At 73.4% G+C, this 17,695-nt stretch carries 14 protein-coding genes; 6 read left to right on the forward strand and 8 right to left on the reverse strand.

The annotated features are described in order from the left end of the window. Positions 1–249: 249 nt before the first annotated feature. From C1J00_RS46535 to absR1, 3 genes are all read right to left on the reverse strand, one after another. Positions 250–855, reverse strand: a complete 606-nt coding sequence (locus C1J00_RS46535; protein ID WP_245936266.1) for a hypothetical protein — start codon at positions 853–855, stop codon at positions 250–252. 364 nt (positions 856–1,219) lie between these two features. Continuing rightward, complete coding sequence (locus tag C1J00_RS46540; protein ID WP_245936267.1) at positions 1,220–1,483, reverse strand: hypothetical protein; 264 nt, start codon at positions 1,481–1,483, stop codon at positions 1,220–1,222. Between the two features lie 149 nt (positions 1,484–1,632). Continuing rightward, positions 1,633–2,718, reverse strand: coding sequence for a beta-glucuronidase AbsR1 (gene absR1 / locus C1J00_RS08930; protein ID WP_102908494.1), 1,086 nt, complete (start codon positions 2,716–2,718; stop codon positions 1,633–1,635). Positions 2,719–2,816: 98 nt separating this feature from the next. Here absR1 and C1J00_RS08935 point away from each other — a divergent pair, with 98 nt between their 5' ends. Continuing rightward, positions 2,817–4,535: a LuxR family transcriptional regulator AbsR2 gene (locus C1J00_RS08935; protein WP_102908495.1), complete on the forward strand. Its 1,719-nt coding sequence runs from the start codon at positions 2,817–2,819 to the stop codon at positions 4,533–4,535. Positions 4,536–4,604: 69 nt separating this feature from the next. Here the strand turns inward: C1J00_RS08935 and C1J00_RS08940 are convergent, their stop codons facing one another. Further along, on the reverse strand, positions 4,605–7,172 hold the full coding sequence (locus C1J00_RS08940; RefSeq protein WP_102908496.1) for a CHAT domain-containing protein: 2,568 nt from the start codon (positions 7,170–7,172) through the stop codon (positions 4,605–4,607). A 169-nt stretch (positions 7,173–7,341) separates the two neighbouring features. On the opposite strand from C1J00_RS08940, the gene C1J00_RS08945 reads away from it, so the two are divergent. The 3 genes from C1J00_RS08945 to C1J00_RS08955 all read left to right on the forward strand — a co-directional run bounded on the left by C1J00_RS08945 (position 7,342) and on the right by C1J00_RS08955 (position 9,961). Then, complete coding sequence (locus C1J00_RS08945) at positions 7,342–8,772, forward strand: S8/S53 family peptidase (RefSeq protein WP_102908497.1); 1,431 nt, start codon at positions 7,342–7,344, stop codon at positions 8,770–8,772. Between the two features lie 62 nt (positions 8,773–8,834). After that, the gene (locus C1J00_RS08950) at positions 8,835–9,410 is read left to right on the forward strand and encodes an RNA polymerase sigma factor (protein WP_102908498.1); all 576 of its coding nucleotides are present in this window, start codon (positions 8,835–8,837) and stop codon (positions 9,408–9,410) included. A gap of 5 nt (positions 9,411–9,415) precedes the next feature. Next, the gene (locus C1J00_RS08955) at positions 9,416–9,961 is read left to right on the forward strand and encodes a hypothetical protein (protein ID WP_245936268.1); all 546 of its coding nucleotides are present in this window, start codon (positions 9,416–9,418) and stop codon (positions 9,959–9,961) included. Between the two features lie 22 nt (positions 9,962–9,983). On the opposite strand, the gene C1J00_RS08960 is transcribed toward C1J00_RS08955, so the two are convergent. Further along, a complete protein-coding gene (locus C1J00_RS08960; protein WP_102908505.1) occupies positions 9,984–10,769 on the reverse strand; it encodes an N-formylglutamate amidohydrolase in 786 nt (261 codons plus the stop codon). 79 nt (positions 10,770–10,848) lie between these two features. On the opposite strand from C1J00_RS08960, the gene C1J00_RS08965 reads away from it, so the two are divergent. Beyond that, positions 10,849–11,190 (forward strand): DUF5713 family protein, encoded by a 342-nt coding sequence (locus C1J00_RS08965; protein WP_102908506.1) that lies wholly within the window; start codon positions 10,849–10,851, stop codon positions 11,188–11,190. An 88-nt stretch (positions 11,191–11,278) separates the two neighbouring features. Here the strand turns inward: C1J00_RS08965 and C1J00_RS08970 are convergent, their stop codons facing one another. Continuing rightward, positions 11,279–13,498: an NADP-dependent isocitrate dehydrogenase gene (locus C1J00_RS08970; protein ID WP_102908499.1), complete on the reverse strand. Its 2,220-nt coding sequence runs from the start codon at positions 13,496–13,498 to the stop codon at positions 11,279–11,281. A gap of 187 nt (positions 13,499–13,685) precedes the next feature. Here C1J00_RS08970 and C1J00_RS08975 point away from each other — a divergent pair, with 187 nt between their 5' ends. After that, entirely contained in the window at positions 13,686–15,230 is a 1,545-nt protein-coding gene (locus C1J00_RS08975) for a M1 family metallopeptidase (protein WP_102908500.1), read from the forward strand. 33 nt (positions 15,231–15,263) lie between these two features. Here C1J00_RS08975 and C1J00_RS08980 read toward each other — a convergent pair whose 3' ends face one another. Together C1J00_RS08980 and C1J00_RS08985 are read right to left on the reverse strand one after the other, a co-directional pair. Further along, positions 15,264–16,361, reverse strand: coding sequence for a mechanosensitive ion channel family protein (locus tag C1J00_RS08980; RefSeq protein WP_102908501.1), 1,098 nt, complete (start codon positions 16,359–16,361; stop codon positions 15,264–15,266). A 263-nt stretch (positions 16,362–16,624) separates the two neighbouring features. Then, a complete protein-coding gene (locus C1J00_RS08985) occupies positions 16,625–17,608 on the reverse strand; it encodes a lysylphosphatidylglycerol synthase transmembrane domain-containing protein (protein ID WP_439333388.1) in 984 nt (327 codons plus the stop codon). Positions 17,609–17,695: the final 87 nt, after the last annotated feature.

Here is a 17,695-nt window from a genome sequence, read left to right on the forward strand (position 1 = left end):
CGCGGCGGCCATGACCGCGTCGCAGTCCTGCTCGGCGTCGCCCCTGTGCTTGTCGCCCCAAGCGTCGAGCGACATCACGCAACCCCTTCGGTCCGGGTACCCGAACGGCTTCCTGACCGTCGGCGGGCTCCCATGGCGCAGAGAAGCAGCACGGCGCCGAGCAGGACGGGCTCCAGCGCGGACGAGCTGTCGGCGAGGGCCGGGGGATCCGCGGGCCGTCGTGGTGACGAAACGCCGCACACCCTTCGGTCACGCGGAGGACCGCAGCCCGTCGGCCGTGGGCGGCACTTCGCCCCGTCTGCCCTCGCCGGCCGCCTGATGCCGGGGGAGAGACTGCTCCGGGGCAGCGGGCCGACGGTTCTTCCCGGCGCGGTGGCGCGACCAGCAGCCGAACGCCGTCTGCGCCCCGTAGTGGCGCAGATTGATCGTCACCACGGCCGGGGCGACGATGCCGACCGTCCTCGGGAAGTCGCGTTCGAGGGTGAGAGCGAGCAGCACGGCCGTGAGCCCGTTCTGCTGGCCGATCCCCAGCAGGACGCGGTCCCGCCCGGACAGGCCGCGGACGAAGAGCGGCATGAGCAGCGCGGCCACCACCGCCTGCGCCAGGAACGCCGAGGCGCCGAGCAGCAGCCCCGGCCCCAGCGACACCCCCTGGGCCACGAACGGGCCCAGCAGGGCCGTGGCGAGCAGGAAGGCACTGATGACCGCCCGCGCGAGAGGGCGGGCGAACGCCGGCGTACGCAGGAACAGTCCGGCCACCGCCACGGCCAGCATGAGCATGTTCGAGGCTGCGAGCAGCAGCATGACCACGACCAGGACGACGGCCAGCGGCGTCGCCGGGCGCCGGGGCCGCACGGGCACCCTCCCGGACCGCCGCGCCGGCCACAGCCTGCCGCCCGCCCACCACGCCAGCAGGGCACCGGCCGGCAGCAGCGCGTTCGCGCCAGTCCGAGGACGTAACCCGTGGTACCGCCGCCCACCACCGAGGGCGTGCCCGTGTGGCCAGCCGCCGTGTAGGCGTAGCCGGCGACGTACAGCGTCAGCAGGGCCGTCATCGGATCGTCGAAGGACGCCCACGCCGTGAGCAGGGACCGGGCGCGCTGCGACATGTGCGCGTCCTTGCTGAGGGCGGTCACCGACAGCGGGTCGATCTGCGCGACGACGATGCCCAGGATCAAATACTCCGGGCGGTCGAAGGCCAGGACCATGACGCCCGAGATCAGCCCACCTTGAGGACGACCCCCAGCGTGACGGCGGCCACCACGCCCCGCAGGTCACGGCGTAGATCGGCGAGGTCGATGCCGTACGTGCTGCCGTACAGCCCCACGGCGAGCAGCAGCCCGGTGGCGACGACGTACCCGGTGGTGCCGACGAGGTGCGCCGGGTCCGCGGCCAGGCCGGTCAGAGTCCCCGCGAGCAGCGTGGCCAGTCGCGCGCCCCTGCCCCGGCGGGAATGGGCCTGAACGAGCGGGTGGCGGCGCATGCGCCTGCAGGCCGCACGCGGCCCGCAGGCGCCGGTGGGCCCGGCACATGGCGTGGTCGGGGACGTCACCCACCCCCATGGGCGACGTCCCCGACCGCTCCCCCGGTGCCGGACTGTGGCTCAGGTGCCCGCGCGGCGGATCCATGCCGTCACCAGCACATCACCGCCGCCCCGCCGCTCCCCCAGGCGGAGTACAGGCGTACGCGGACGACGTAGCGGCGGCCCTTGACGAGCCGGACGCCGATCGTGGCGTTGTGCGGAGTTCCCCCGTCGTCCCGGCCGGCGAGGTAGCGGGGCTCCCCGTCCCGCTCCTCGAAGAGCACCATGACGGCGTCGCAGTCGCCGAAGGTGCCCAGCGTGTACGTGCGGGTCTCCGGCGGGTCGATCTCGAAGTCCGCCTGCTCGCCGGAGCCGACGCCGAGCGGTGCCGAACGGAACGGCACCAGCGCGGGCGAACCCTGCGGATGCGCCGGCGGATACCAGCGCAGTACGGCCTCCTTGTCGGCGGCCGACAGGGTGCCGGGCGGGTTCAGGCCACCGCGGTACTCCTCCGGCTCCAGGATCAGACCCGGCGCGAACGGGAACTCCATGATCGACTGCGGGTCCCAGACGGAGCCGTTGGTCTCGTCCGGGCCGAGCTTGCGCAGAACGTTGCAGTGCGTCCGCTCCCGGCTCCAGTGGTGCGGCGGGCCCGCCAGTTCGGCGTAGACGGCCTCGTCGTCCCAGTGGATGCCCGCGAACGGGTTCTGGTGCTCGTGCTGCAGGCCGAGCGCGTGCCCGATCTCGTGCAGGGCCGTCCCGCGCTCCCCGGGCGCGGTCAGGTCCCAGCCGAAGTTCATGGTGCGGTCCTGCCCGCCGGCCGACAGCGCGTCCCGGCCCACCCTCGACCAGGAGCCGTCGCCGGCCTGGAACCCGATGCGCAGTTCGGCCTCCGAGCGGTCGCCGACCTCGGTGAAGGTGATCCCGATGCCGAGGTCCTGCCACTCCCGGAAACACGCGCGCACCACGTCGCGCTGCTCCTCGGCGCCGGCCCACGCCACCCGTCGCGTCATCCCCCTCCCCGGCACGGGGATGACGGACGCGTCGGCGTCACCGTCGAAGAACCAGTAGTGCACGACGGTGCCGTTGACCCACATCCGCCGCCCGCTCACGAGCGCGCTCAGCCGCTCGGCCGCCAGCCCCGGTGCGAAGGCGGGCGCCGGCGACTGTGCCAGCGAGCAGTAGCGTGCGGTCATGGGCCACAGCCTGCCCTGCGGCCCGCCCCGGCGCCTGAGTCGGGGGCTACTCAAGTCGCCCTGTATCAAAGGTGAGTAGCCGCGCTCATGTCTGTGTGATGACTTACGAGAGGGACGCGACGACGCTGGAGCTGCCCTGGCCGTTCGCCGGGCGGGAGGACGAACGGGAGCTGGTCCGCCGGTCGTTGACCGGTGTGCGGCGCGGCATCGTGGTGACGGGCCCGGCGGGCTGCGGGAAGACCCGCCTCGTCACCGAGGCGATCCGCGGCACCGACTGCGCCCGGGCGGCCGGCACGCCCGAGAGCCGGACCGTCCCGTTCGCCGCGTTCGCCCATCTGCTGCCCGAGTCGGTCACGCTGCACCGCGCGGTCCGGCTGCTGTCCGGTGTCCGCGCGCTGCTGGTGGACGACGCGCACCTCCTCGACGACGCCTCAGCCGCCCTGGTCCATCAACTCGCCGTGCACGGGCGCACCCGGCTGCTGGTCGTCGCCACCGACGGCACGCCCGTGCCCGCCGCGGTCTCCCGGCTGTGGACCGGTGAACTCCTGCCGCGCCTCGCACTGGAGCCACTGCCCGAGGAGGAGACCGGCCGGCTGCTCACGGCCGGTGCAGGGCCTCTCGACGCGCTCACCCTCAACCGGATGCTCCGCCTGAGCCGGGGCGACCTGCGGCTGCTGCGCGACCTGCTGGGGGCGGTGCGCGGGCAGCTGACCCCGGTCCCGGACACCGGCGAACGGGCGTGGCGGGGCCCGGTCCCGCTGACCGGGGCCGTACGAGAACGCACCGCCCCCGTCCTCCGCCGGACTTGCCCCCTCGAACGCGAGACCCTCGACCGCCTCGCCTTCGCCGAGCCCCTGCCCCCGGACCTGGACACCCTGGACCTCGGGGTGCTCGAAGGGCTGGAGTCGGACGGCCTGATCGAGGTCGACGACCACGGTGCCGTCCGGCTCGCCCACCCCCTGTACGGGCCGGTGCTCCGGGCCGCGGCCGGCCGGCTCCGGGCCCGCCGGCTGGCCCGGGCACCGCAGGAGTACGCCGCCGCCCTCGACGCCGAGTGCGCGGCCCTGACCCGCCGGATCGACCGGGCCGACGTACGGGTGACGGCCACACCGGTGGGGGAGTGGCTGGTCGCCGAGGGCATCCCGGTGCCGGGCGGGTACGCCGCGGTGCGCGCCCACTACGCGCGGCTGCGCGGGGAAGTGCGGGAGGCCGCGGCCTGGGCCCGGGAAGGCCTGCGGAGCAACCCCGGCGACGCCTCCTGCCGGGCGGAGCTCCACCGCGCGGCAGCGGTGGACAGCCCGGGCGACCTCGGCCCGGAGACGCTCACCGACCCCTACGACGCCGTCCGCCTCGGCGCCCCCGAGAAGGCCATCGGCCGGCTCGACGGCGTCTTCGCCCGGCACGCCGACGCGCTCACCCGCGCCGACGGCCCGGACCTGGACGAGGTGGCCGGGGAACTGGAGCGGCGCGGATTCCTGCTGTTCGCCGCCGAAGCGCATGCCCAGGCCGTACGCGCCCACCGCGATCCGCGCGCCGCCCGGCACTCCCGCACCCGGGCCGTCGCCCTGGCCCGGCGCTGCCAGGGTGCCGGCACCCCCGCACTGTCCGGACTGGTCCTCGGCGAACTCACCGCCCGGCAGCGGCAGATCGTCACACTCGCCGCGGCCGGCCTGACCAACCGGCAGATCGCCGAACGCCTCACCCTGTCGATCCGCACCGTCGGCAACCACCTGTACAGCGCCTACGCCCGGCTCGGCGCGAGCGATCGCGGCGCCCTGCCGTGGCCGGCCCACGTGCCGCAGGCGCAGTCGGCCTGAGCCGGGCCCCAGGACCGGCGGCCTGACCCGAACAGGGGACGGGTCAGGCCGCCCCCAACAGAGGACGGGTCAGGCCGCCCCGAACGCCGAGAACGCCCACCCCGTGGCCTGGTGCAGGGCGTCGCCCGGCTGGGAGGCCCGGGCATCGCGCAGCGCCTCCGCCAGGGACAGCCCGGCGTCGAGGCCCTTGTGCAGCGCCAGCATCAGCGGCACCACCGCGGCGTCGTTCACGGGTGCGCTGCACGCCACCACCCCGGCCGTGCCGAGCGGCAGCAACGCCGTGACCAGGCCGAGCAGTTCGTCGGCGCCGACCGAGGCGAGGCGGGCGGTGTCGCAGCAGGACAGGATGATCCGGTAGGGGCTGCGGTCCAGCCGCTCGAAGTCGTGCACGACGATCGGCCCGTCGGCCATCCGCAGGGAGGAGAACAGCGGGCTGTCCGCACGGAACGTGCCGTGCGCGGCGATGTGCGCCAGCGCCGCCCCGTCCAGCTCCTCCAGCACCCGTGGTACCCGCGCCTCGTCCTCCTCCAGGACCGTCGCACAGCCGTATCGGCCGGCCAGCTCGGGCACCTCGGCGCCACCGGTCGCCAGGCCCGGGCCGCGCACCAGCACATGGCAGCCGTCCGGCGGCGGGGCGGTCTCCCTGGCCCGCAGCCAGCTGCCCGCCGACGGCGACACGCTGAGCACCCGCTCCCGCAGCGACGGCAGCAGGGCCCACGGCACCCGGTGCAGCCGCCCCGGCGGCACGATCACCACCGGGCCGCCGCCCAGGTGGGCCGCGGCCGGTCCGAGGAGCAGTTCCTCCAGCCGCCGCCCAGCCGCCTCCACCACCGGAAGCCGGGCCTCCGCCCCGGGGTGGGCCAGCCGTCGCAGCCCGGCCTGTACGTGCTCGGCCTCGGTCTCCGCCTCGGCGAGCCACCCGGCCTCGAACCGGCGTACCCGTCCCCGTCCGCACAGCAGTACCTGCACCCGTCCGTCGAGCACGGCGAGTTCCACCAGCAGGACCCCGTCGCCCAGCCGCTGCAGCAGCCGGCCGACGTCGAACCGGTCCCCGTCGCCGAGCGCCTCGCCCCGTATGTGCATGGTCCGGGAGCGGATCTCCCGCTCCAGGCGCCGCTGTTCGCGCTCCAGCGCCGGGACCGGCCTGCCCTCCATCCGGGCGGCCTCCGCACGCGAGGCGATCTCACGGAAGGCGGTCATGCCGCTGAGCAGCTCCGGGTCGGCGGGCGGCCTCGTCGGCGGGGTGGACAGCACGGTGGCCCGCCAGCGCTCGCTCCACACCAGCAGCCGCCGCGGCCCGCCGGAGACCAGACTGGCCCGCTGCGCCAGCGCCGCCAGCTCCGCGCCCTGTTCGGTGGCACGGGCCCGGAGCTCCGAAGCGCCCAGCGTCATCCGGTGGTCGTCCAGCACGTCCAGACCGCGCCGGCAGGCCTCCAGCACCCCCCGGGCCGACCCGGCGGCCTGCGCCCGCAGCGCCTGTGCCGCCCAGCCCGTCATCCGGGCCAGCGGCGGACCGCTGCGCCGGCTGCGCGCCGCCACGGCCAAGTGCCGCTCCGCGTCCGCCGTCCAGCCCAGGTCCAGCGCGATCCGGCCCGCGAGCAGCGACGCCTCCGGCGCGGCCGGGGCGCCGAAGGAGGCCAGCTTCCCGGCCACCGCGGCGGCGTCGGCGACCAGCCGCCCCGAGCCGCGCCCTGCCGCGTGCCGCGCCTCGATCAGCACCAGCCGGGCGTGCGTCTCCCACCAGGTGCGCCGCTGCCCGGCGAACAGCCGTACCGCGAGGGCCGCGCGGGCGATCGCGGTGTGCGCGTCGCCGGTCAGTCTCGCGGCCCGTGCGGCGGCCAGCAGCAGCTCCGCCTTGCGGGTGGACTGCCCGCCGATCCCGTCCAGCTTGCCGGTCGCCGCGTCCGCCTCGGCCAGCGCCTCCGGTGCGAGACCCGCCGCCATCAGCACCTCGCAGCGCCGGATGTTCAGCATGAACGTCGGCGTGCCGAGCCGGGCGTACCGCTCCTCCGCCTCGTCCAGCAGCCGCAGCGCCACCGGCACGTCCCCGGACCGGAACGCGGCCAGGCCCCGGCTCTCCACCGCGTCGGCCTTGTCGTGCTCCTGGCCGGTGGTGTCCCACAGTGCCTCGGCCGCGGTGAAGTCCGCCTCCGCCCGTTCCACCGACCCCAGCGCCAGATGCACGGTGGCCCGCAGGGTCAGCGCCCGCGCCGTCCAGATCACGTCCTCCGCCTGCCGCAGCACCGGCACCGCCCGGCGCACGTCCTCCAGCGCCTCGCGATGGCGACCGAGCACCCACCAGACGTACGCCCGCCGGTACAGCACCCGCGCCCTGGTGTGCCCGCCACCGCGCGCGACACCCCGCTCGAACGCCGCCAGCCCCTCCCGGGTGCGGCCCGCGTGCACCAGCGCCACGCCCAGCGTGGCCAGCACGTCCGCCTCCCGGTCGGCCGAGTCCGCGCGCGCCGCGCACTCCCGGGCCCGCCGCAGATGGTGCAGCGCGAGCCGCAGATCGCCGAAGTCACGCTGCCAGATGCCGATCACCTGGTGGGCGACGGAGGCGGCCGGCGGGGACGGATCGGCGTCGAGCAGCGCCCGGGCCCTCGCGAGAGCCTCGCCCGGGTCGGCGAACACCATGGGCAGCAGTTCCGTAACCGAGTCGCTTCCCGCTGTCACGCCTCGGATGGTAGTGGTCCAGGAGCGCACCCCACAGGTGCCGCGTGTATCAAGGGACGGCGTCGCGGCTCTGGATGACGACCGCTCAGCGGCACCGACCGACGCCGTCGCACCCACGGGAGGACCCGCCATGGCACCTCAGCGATTCCACGAGCAGTTCGACCAGATCCAGCGCTCGATGCCGGACGTCCCCCTGGCGATGGGCCCGGACGACTCGGCGGAGTTCATGTACGAGAAGGGTGTGGTCCTCGTCCGCGACGGCGAGGAGGCGCGGATCGTCGAGGACACGGTACGGGCGCACTTCACGGCGGCCCCCGACCTCGATCAGGAGCAGATCCGCCGCGCGGGCCCGCAGGCCAACCGCAGCGGCATCACCCGCATCCGCGTCGGCGACCCGGGGGAGGGCGGCCGGGACACCGACCGCGCCGTCGCCCACGCCCTGCGCTCCGTCCGGGAACACGAGTCCCGGGCCGGACAACGGATGGTCGCCCGCAACCACGTCGTGCACATCGCGGTCAACGCCTGCCCCGGCGACGAACCCGTCCCCGCCCCGCTCAGCGAGCCACCCAATCCGGCCGCCGCCGGCACACCCCACGACCCGGACACGGCCGTCGGCGTCCTCGTCGTCGACACCGGCCTCGTGCACGACTACCGCGCCTGCGGCCTGCTCTCCCACACCGGCGGCGACGCCCAGGTCCTGGAGTGCGACGACCAGGGCGTCCTCCAGCAGTACGTCGGACACGGCACGTTCATCGCCGGGCTCGTCGCCGCCGTCGCGCCCAACACCGACATCACCGTGCGCGGCAGCCTCAACGACGCGGGCGCCATCCTGGAGTCGGAGTTCGGCGAGAGGCTCTTCGAGGCCGTCGACGCCGGGGGCTGGCCCGACGTGCTCAGCCTCTCCGCCGGAACCTCCAACGGCCGCACCGACGGCCTGCTCGGCGTCGAGAACTTCATGCGGGAACTGCGCGAACAGCGCACCCTGCTGATCGCCGCCGCGGGCAACAACGCCAGTGCCGCGCCGTTCTGGCCCGCCGCCTACGCCGATCTGCCCGGCTGGGAGGACTCCGTGCTGTCCGTCGGCGCCCTGCGCAGCGACGGCGAGTCCGGCGCCTGCTTCACCAACCACGGCCCCTGGGTGAAGGTCTACGCCCCCGGAGAGCGCCTCACCAGCGCCCTCACCGGCTTCGACGCACCCGTCCCGTACGTGTACCAGCACTCCACGTACGAGGCCTGCCGCTACGGCTTCTCCTACGGCTGCACCTGCCGTCACCCCCGCCACAGCGGCGTGCTGAGCGACGAGGGCAACGCCGCCAAGCCGGACCAGGTGATGTTCGAGGGCTACGCGCAGTGGAGCGGCACCTCCTTCGCCACCCCCGTGACCGCCGGCCTGGTCGCCGCCCACATGACGGCGCACAAGGAGACCGACCCGCGCGCGGCCCGGCGGCAACTCCTAGCCGCCGACGCGGAGGTCGCGCAGGTGCGCGGCGCGCGGGTTCCGGCGCTGCGTCCGCCCACCTGGCGCCCGGTGCCGGTGGTGCGCCTCGGCCCCGGGCTGTGAGGGCCGGAGCCGCCCCCTCCACGGCGTACGATGACGTGCCGTATCCGAGGGGTGGAACCGCCGTGGACCGTACTGATGCCGCCGCGCTCGTCCAGGCAGCCGCCGACGGTGACGCGGCGGCCTGGAAAGCGCTCGTGGAAGGGCTGAGCCCGCTGGTCTGGTCCGTCGTCCGGGCCCACCGGCTCTCCGACGCCGACGCCCACGAGGTCTACCAGACGGCCTGGTTCCGCTTCGCCCAGCACCTCGGGCGGATCCGCGAGCCCGGCAAGGCGGGCGCGTGGCTGGCCAGCACCGCGCGTCACGAGTGCCTGAAGGTCATCCGCAGTGCGCAGCGGCTGACCCTCACGGACGATCCGCGGCTGCTGGACCGGGTCAGCGAGGAGGGCACGCCCGAACAGTCGCTGCTCGACGCGGAGGAGGCCGCCGCGCAGAGCGAACGCGTCCGGCGGCTGTGGCAGGAGTTCGAGGAACTCGGCGAGCGGTGCAGGCAGTTGCTGCGCGTGCTGATGGCCACGCCGCCGCCCAGCTACCAGGACGTGTCCGCCGCGCTCGGGATCGCGGTGGGCAGCATCGGGCCGCTGCGCCAACGCTGTCTGCGGCGTCTGCGGGCCCGGCTAGAGGCACGGGGGGCGATGTGAACGACATGAACGGCGACAGGTACGACGACGACCCGCACGACCACGACCCGCACGACCCGTACGACGACGACCTGTCCGGCGAAGAGGACCGGGGCGAAGAGGACCGGGGCGACGAGGAGTTCGACGCCGGGATCCTGGAGGAGGAGCTGCGGCAGGCCGCCGCCGTCCTCGACCCGGTGCCGGCGGAGCTCCAGCAGATCGCCGTCGACGCCTATGCGCTGCACGACCTCGACGCGCGCGTGGCCGAGCTGACCTTCGACTCGCTGGTCGACGCCCTCCCGGTCCGGGGCCTCACCGATGTGCCCCGGATGCTGACCTTCCGGGCGGGCGAGGTGACCGTCGACGTCGAGGTGACCGCTCAGGGGCTGATGGGCCAGGTGCTGCCGCCGCAGCCGGCCCGCATCGAGGTCCTCGGCGGGCCGCGGCCCGGATCCCCGCTCATGGCCGACGACCTGGGCCGCTTCACCGGCGACGCGCCGCCGACCGGGCCGTTCGCCCTGCGGTTGCGCACCGGCGAGGCCGTGGTGGTGACGGAGTGGCTGCGGGCCTAGCTCGATTCCGCTTCGAGCCCGTTCAGCGGGAGACGGCGTCGACCAGCCCGGCCAGCGCCTCGCCGAGCCGTTCCAGCCCGGTGCCGGCCGGGCCGCCCGGCTCGGTCATGTAGGTGTCCCGGCGGATCTCCACCATGAGCGCGCTCACCTCGGGCCGCTTCCCGTAGAACTCCAACGGCACGTAGGTCCCGCCGAAGGGGGTGTCGGGCTCCGTCTCCCCGAACGCCTCCCGGGCCGCGTCCAGCAGCGCGGGAGGCGTGTGGAAGGAGTCGGTACCGAGGCAGACCGGCGGGCGCGGCCCCTCCCCGTGCAGTTCGTACGGCAGCCTCCGGCTCGGGTAGGAGTGCACGTCGATGATCACGGCCCGCCCGGTCGTGTCCAGCCGGTCCGCCACGGCCCGCGCCATCGCCCGCGCGTACGGCTCGAAGTACCGCTCGACCAGGGGCGTTGCGTCGACGTCGTCGCGCCGCAGCACCCCGCCGTGCGTGGTCCGCGTGTAGACCGCTCCCATCCCGACGGCCAGCATCTCCTCCCGCTCGTCCGGAAACCGCTCCGGATCGACGACCAGCCGCGACAGCCGGTTGACGAACCGCCACGGGGTGATGCCGGCCCACCCGGCCGCCCGCTCGGCGATCTCCGCCGTGTGCGCGTCTGTGATGTGGTCCAGCTCCCGCGCCAGCTCCTCGTCGCCGAGCACGATCCCCGCCCGCACGGCGATGGGTATCTCCCGCGCGGAGTGCGGCACATGGAGGATCACCGGGGAGTCCGCGGCTCCCGGGAGCAGCTCGAAGGGTGGCGCATCGGTCACGGGGCGGCTCCGGGCGTTGTCAGTGGTGTCCGGCAGGATCAAGGTGCCACATCACCGAGACCACGAGGCCGAGGACGCCATGCCGATCAGCAACGAGCGGGCGAGCACTCATCCGTTCCTCCGAGGGCTGTACGAGGACGACTACTACCCGGACCACGTCGTGGACCGAGGCCGCGCCATCCTGCTCGCCCTGTGCGAGCGCATCGAGCGGGAGCGCCCCGACGGCCTCGCCGTGCTCTACGCGCTGACCCGGGCGGCCACGGAGGAGTTCAACGATCTCCAGACCGCGTTCGAGGCGGCGGGCAGCGAGATCGAGACGGTGGCACGGGAGGAGATAGCCGAGGACTTCGGCTTCGTCGCGTGTGCGTACGGCTTCCCGGACGCGGACGTGGAGGAGCTGATCGCCACCCGGAAGTGGTGAAGGCGCGCGGAAGGGCGAACACGGCTCCGCCCCGGCCGGGCGTGGTGCCGGCCGGGGCGGAGCGGGTGGGCCGCCGGGGCCCGGGGCGTCAGCTCAGGGACGCCAGGACCTCGTTCCACGTGGTGGACGGGCGCATGGCCGCCGCGGCCTTCGCCGGGTCGGGCTGGTAGTAGCCGCCGATGTCGACCGGCTTGCCCTGGACGCCGACCAGCTCGTCGACGATCTTCTGCTCGTTCGCGGCGAGCGTCTCGGCGAGCGGGGCGAAGGCCTTCGCCAGGTCCGCGTCGTCGGTCTGCCCGGCCAGCTCCTGCGCCCAGTACAGGGACAGGTAGAAGTGGCTGCCGCGGTTGTCGATGCCGCCGACGCGCCGGGTCGGGGACTTGTCCTCGTTGAGGAAGGTCGCCGTGGCGCGGTCGAGGGTGTCGGCCAGGACCTGGGCGCGGGCGTTGCCCGCCACCTTCGCGAGCTGCTCGAAGGACGGAACCAGGGCGAAGAACTCACCCAGGGAGTCCCAGCGCAGGTAGTTCTCCTTGACCAGCTGCTGCACGTGCTTCGGCGCCGAGCCGCCCGCACCCGTCTCGAACAGGCCGCCGCCCGCCATCAGCGGGACGACCGACAGCATCTTGGCGCTGGTGCCCAGCTCCAGGATCGGGAACAGGTCGGTCAGGTAGTCACGCAGGACGTTGCCGGTGACCGAGATCGTGTTCTCACCGCGGCGGATGCGCTCCACCGACAGCTTCGTCGCCTCGACCGGGTTGAGGATCCGGATGTCCAGGCCCTCGGTGTCGTGCTCGGCGAGGTACGCGTTGACCTTGGCGATCAGGTTGGCGTCGTGCGCGCGGGTCTCGTCCAGCCAGAACACCGCCGGGTCGCCGGTGGCGCGGGCGCGGGTGACGGCCAGCTTCACCCAGTCCTTGATCGGCGCGTCCTTGGTCTGGCAGGCGCGGAAGATGTCGCCGGCCGAGACGGCCTGCTCGATGAGCGCGGTGCCGTTGCCGTCGACCAGGCGGACGGTGCCCGTGGTGGGGACCTCGAAGGTCTTGTCGTGGCTGCCGTACTCCTCGGCCTTCTGCGCCATCAGACCGACGTTCGGCACCGAGCCCATGGTGGACGGGTCGAAGGCGCCGTTGGCCCGGCAGTCCTCGATCACGGCCTGGTAGACGCCCGCGTAGGAGGAGTCCGGCAGGACCGCGAGGGTGTCGTGCTCCTGGCCGTCCGGGCCCCACATGTGACCGGAGGTGCGGATCATGGCCGGCATGGAGGCGTCGACGATGACGTCCGAGGGGACGTGCAGGTTCGTGATGCCCTTGTCGGAGTCGACCATCGCCAGCTCCGGGCCCTCGGCGAGCTCGGCGTCGAAGGAGGCCTTGATCTCCGCGCCCTCCGGCAGGGCGTCGAGGCCCTTCCAGATGCCGCCCAGACCGTCGTTCGGGGTGAGGCCGGCCGCGGCGAGCTTGTCGCCGTACTGCGCGAACGTCTTCGGGAAGAAGGCGCGCACCACGTGGCCGAAGACGATCGGGTCGGAGACCTTCATCATCGTCGCCTTCAGGTGCACCGAGAACAGCACACCCTGCGCCTTGGCCTCGGCGACCTGCGCGGTCAGGAACTCGCGCAGCGCGGCGACGCGCATCACGGAGGCGTCGACGACCTCACCGGCGAGCACGGGTACGGACTCGCGCAGCACCGTGGTGGTGCCGTCGTCGCCGACGAGCTCGATGCGCAGCGCGCCGTCCTCGGCGATCACGACGGACTTCTCGGTGGAGCGGAAGTCGTTCTGGCCCATGGTCGCCACGTTGGTCTTGGACTCGGAGGACCAGGCGCCCATGCGGTGCGGGTGGGACTTGGCGTAGTTCTTGACCGAGGCGGGGGCGCGCCGGTCGGAGTTGCCCTCACGCAGGACCGGGTTCACGGCGGAACCCTTGACCTTGTCGTAGCGGGCGCGGATCTCGCGCTCCTCGTCGGTCTTCGGGTCGTCCGGGTAGTCGGGCAGTGCGTAGCCCTGGCCCTGCAGTTCGGCGACGGCGGCCTTGAGCTGCGGGATGGACGCCGAGATGTTCGGCAGTTTGATGATGTTGGCGGCGGGCGTCTTGGCGAGCTCACCGAGCTCCGCGAGGGCGTCCGGGATGCGCTGGTCCTCGGTCAGGTACTCCGGGAACAGGGCGATGATGCGCCCGGCCAGCGAGATGTCGCGGGTCTCCACGGCGACACCCGCCTGCGAGGCGTACGCCCGGACCACCGGCAGGAAGGAATACGTCGCCAGGGCGGGGGCCTCGTCAGTGTGCGTATAGATGATGGTCGAGTCAGTCACCGGGTGCTCCGCTCCACGTCTGCAACATTGCTCGACATCAAGATATCTCGTGACCGGCCTCGGCTCGACAGGGGTCCGCGACCAGTTCTGTGCAACCGATGGCGCCGTTCGCGTGTCCTGGAGAGAGATCACTCACTCCAAGCCACGGCCGGACCTGACCACCCGGCCGTACGAGCGAAAGCGGACCATGAGATATCGCACCAGAGTGACGGCCCCGGCCGTTGCGCTTCTCGGCACGGCGGCGGCACTGACCACGGGGATACCGGCCCAGGCGGCCGGCAGGACCGGCGCCGGCCCGGGCCCCGAGACCCTCGGCGACCCCGTCTACCCTGACCTGGGCAACGACGGATACCGCGTCTCGGCCTACCACCTCGACTTCGCGTACGACGCCACGACCAAGCTCGTCGAGGCCGGCGCGACCCTGACCCTGCGCACCACCCAGGCACTGAGCCGCTTCTCCCTGGACGCGCACGGCCTGGACATACGCTCCGTCCGGGTCGACGGCCGCACGGCCGCCTTCGAGCAGGTGGCCGAGAAGCTGCGGATCACCCCCGCCCGGAAGCTCCCCGCCAAGACCCGGGTCACGGTGCGCGTCGCCTACGGCGCCGACCCGCGCCGGATCCCGCCGCCCGCCGGTGGCTGGGTGGCCACCCCGGACGGGTTCGCGGTGTGCTGCCAGCCGGACCTGGCGCACACCGTCTTCCCCTGCAACGACCACCCCTCCGACAAGGCCGACTTCACCTTCCGGCTCACCGTGCCCTCCGGACTGCGGGGCGTCGCCAGCGGCCGGCTGGTGCGCACCGAGCAGCTGTCCGGCGACCGGACCGCGTACACGTACCGCTCCCGCTCGCCGATCGCCACCGAGGTGGTCCAGATCACCGTCGGCGACTATGTGATCAAGGACCGGCAGGGCCCCCACGGCCTGCCGCTGCGGGACGTCGTCCCCGTCGCCCGGGCCGCCGCCCTGGAACCGGCCCTGGCGCTCACCCCGGCGCTGGTGTCGTGGGTCGAGCAGCGGCTCGGCGCCTACCCCTTCGAGACGTACGGCCTGCTGCCCTGCAACAACGACGCCCCGGACGCCTTCGACTTCACGGGTCTGGAGACCCAGACCCTCACGATCTACAAGCCGAACTACCTCCTCCAGGAGGAGAGCAAGATCGGCTCGCACATGATGCACGAGCTGGTCCACTCCTACTTCGGCAACAGCGTCAGCCCCGCCACCTGGGCCGACCTGTGGCTGAACGAGGGCCACGCCGACTTCTACGGGCTGCTCTACCGCTACGAGCGCGGCTGGCCCGACTCCAAGGGCATGACCACCATGGAAGCCCGGATGAAGGACACCTACGCCCTCGGCGACCAGTGGCGCAGCACCTCCGGGCCGGTCGCCGCACCCAACGCGGCCAACCTGTTCGACAGTCAGCGCTACCTCGGCGGCGTCCTCGTCCTCTACGCGCTGCGGCAGCAGATCGGCGAGGCCGCCTTCAGTGCCGTCGAGCGCGCCTTCCTGGCGCGCCACCGCGACTCCTCGGCCTCCACGCAGGACTACATCGCCGTCGCCTCGGAAGTCTCCGGCCAGGACCTGACCGGCTTCCTGCGGGACTGGCTGTACGGCACGAAGACGCCCCGGATGCCGGGCCACCCGGACTGGACCGTGACGCCGGCGAAGGCGTCCCTCTCGGCACCGCGCGACCGGAGGGACAGCCACCACCACGAGAACTCCGCGACGCTGTGACGAGCGGCTCCGCAGCCTGATCCGAACGACCCCTCAGTCGAGCCGGGCCGGACTCAGTCCGCTCGGCTCGATCGCGCCGGTCCGCTGCTGCGGGATGCCGGCCGAAGCCTGCTGCAACGCCACCGTCCGGGCCGGGGCGGGGATGCGGATGCCCTCCGCGCGGTAGCGCCGGTGCAGACGCTTGATGAACTCGTGCTTGACCCGGTACTGGTCGCTGAACTCGCCGACGCCCAGGACGACGGTGAAGCCGATCCGGGAGTCGCCGAAGGTGTGGAACCGGATGATCGGCTCGTGGTCCGGCACCGCGCCCTCGACCTCGGTCATCGTCTCGGCGATGACCTCGTTGGTCACCCGCTCCACGTGCTCCAGGTCGCTGTCGTAGGCCACCCCGACCTGGACCAGGATGGTCAGCTGTTCCTCGGGGCGCATGAAGTTGGTCATGTTCGCCTGCGCGAGCTGACCGTTGGGGAGCACGACGAGGTTGTTGGACAGGTTGCGGATCGTCGTCTGCCGCCAGTTGATGTCCTCGACGTAGCCCTCCTCGCCGCTGCTGAGCTTGATGTAGTCACCGGGCTGGACGGTCTTGGAGGCGAGGATGTGGATGCCCGCGAAGAGGTTGGCGAGGGTGTCCTGCAGTGCCAGCGCGACCGCCAGGCCGCCGACACCCAGGGCGGTGAGCAGCGGGGCTATGGAGATGCCCAGCGTCTGGAGCACCACCAGGAAGCCGATCGCCAGGACCAGGATCCGGGTGATGTTGACGAAGATCGTGGCCGATCCGGCGACACCGGAACGGGACTGGGTGACGGTGCGCACCAGTCCGGCGACCACCCGCGCCGCGGACACCGTCGCCACGAAGATGAGCAGCACGGTGAGCACCTGGTTGGTGGTGTGCTGCACCGTGCGGGTCAGCGGCAGCACCGCGGCCGCGCCCGCCACACCGCCCACGACCGCGGCCCAGGGCACCACGGCCCGCAGGGCGTGCACGATGACGTCGTCCCCGCTCCAGCGGGTGCGGTCGGCGTGCCTGCCAAGCCAGCGCAACAGGAGGCGCAGCGCGAACGCCGCCAGCAGCCCCGAGGCGAGGGCGATGCCGGCGAACAGCAGATCGTCCACGGTGAGGGCCCGGTTCACCGGCCACCTCCGGGGCGGGGAACCACGGCGAACGCCGTCGCCAACGGCCGGATATGAAGTCTCGTCACGTCGTCACCTGCTCGTTTTCCGGGATGCTCGAAGGTGCCCGACCACCCTGACCTGCGGTCGGCACGATCGTTCATCCTGCCGTATCCCGCACGGGGTTCCGTACCGCGGACGGGGGTGAGCGGAGGGTGAGTCAGCGCACATGAGGCACTGTCACGCGCGCTCCTGCCGCGTGACGAGCCGGCGCGCCACCCGGGTCAGATCACCTTCAGCCGCACCAGCGCCGCCAGCGTCAGCGCGCCCGGCACCAGCGGCAGCCAGACGGTGATGACCCGGAAGGCAAGGACCACGGCGGTGGCCACCGCGGCCGGGCCGCCCGCCGCCACCAGCGCCATGACCAGCGCCGCCTCCACCGAGCCGATGCCGCCCGGCGTGGGCACCAGCGCGACGGCGACCGTCGCCGCCAGGTAGGCCACCGCCATGTGCGCGGGCGGGATGTCCAGCCCCAGCGCCCGCCCCGTCAGCACCAGCACGGACGCCTGCAGTGCCGGGAAGGCGAAGGACCCGCCCCACAGCGCCAGGACCCGCGCCGGGCGGGTGTGCACCGAACGCGCCTCGCCGAGAGCCGTCCGCAGGAAGGACACCAGGGCCGAGCGCAGCCGCCGTACCAGGGCGAGCACGGCCACGGCGATCACGAGCACCACCGCGACACCGGCCAGCAGCGGGCCGAACGCCGTCTCCGGCACCAGCGTGCCGAGCCGCAGCGCGTCGGGGAACGCGATGAGGAGGGCACCCAGCAGCGCCACCCGGCCGATGCTCTCGGCCAGCAGGTACAGGGCGAGGGCGGCCGAGGAGCGGGCGAGCGGCAACCCGCACACCGTCATGAATCGCAGGTTGACCGCGCTCGCGCCAAGACCGGTCGGCAGCAGGTGGTTGGCCGCTCCCGCCGCGAACTGCGTGGCCAGCAGCCGCCGCCGGGGCAGCCGTTCGACCACCGCGCCCTGCCGGGTGCAGGAGGCGGCGACCCAGGTCAGACAGGTCGCCCCGGCCGCGGCCAGCAGCCAGGGCCACTCGGCGGTGCGCAGATGCGCGAAACCCGCGGCCAGTACCGAACGGTGCTGCACCGCGACGACGGTGACGAGCAGGAGCGGGAGCAGACACAGGATCTGCCGCAGGCGGCGCACCGGGACGCGACGGGGGAGTCGTCCCGGGCGGAGCTCGGGGAGTTGTACCGCTGTCACATCCCCGGAGCCTGCCCAGGACGGGCCAACTGCGGGTTGCGGGAGCGGGGACTGGGGATTGCGCGCGGGAAGCGGCTGCGTGGGGAG

Origin of the sequence: Streptomyces cahuitamycinicus (assembly GCF_002891435.1) — a bacterium.
GTDB classification, from domain to species: domain Bacteria; phylum Actinomycetota; class Actinomycetes; order Streptomycetales; family Streptomycetaceae; genus Streptomyces; species Streptomyces cahuitamycinicus.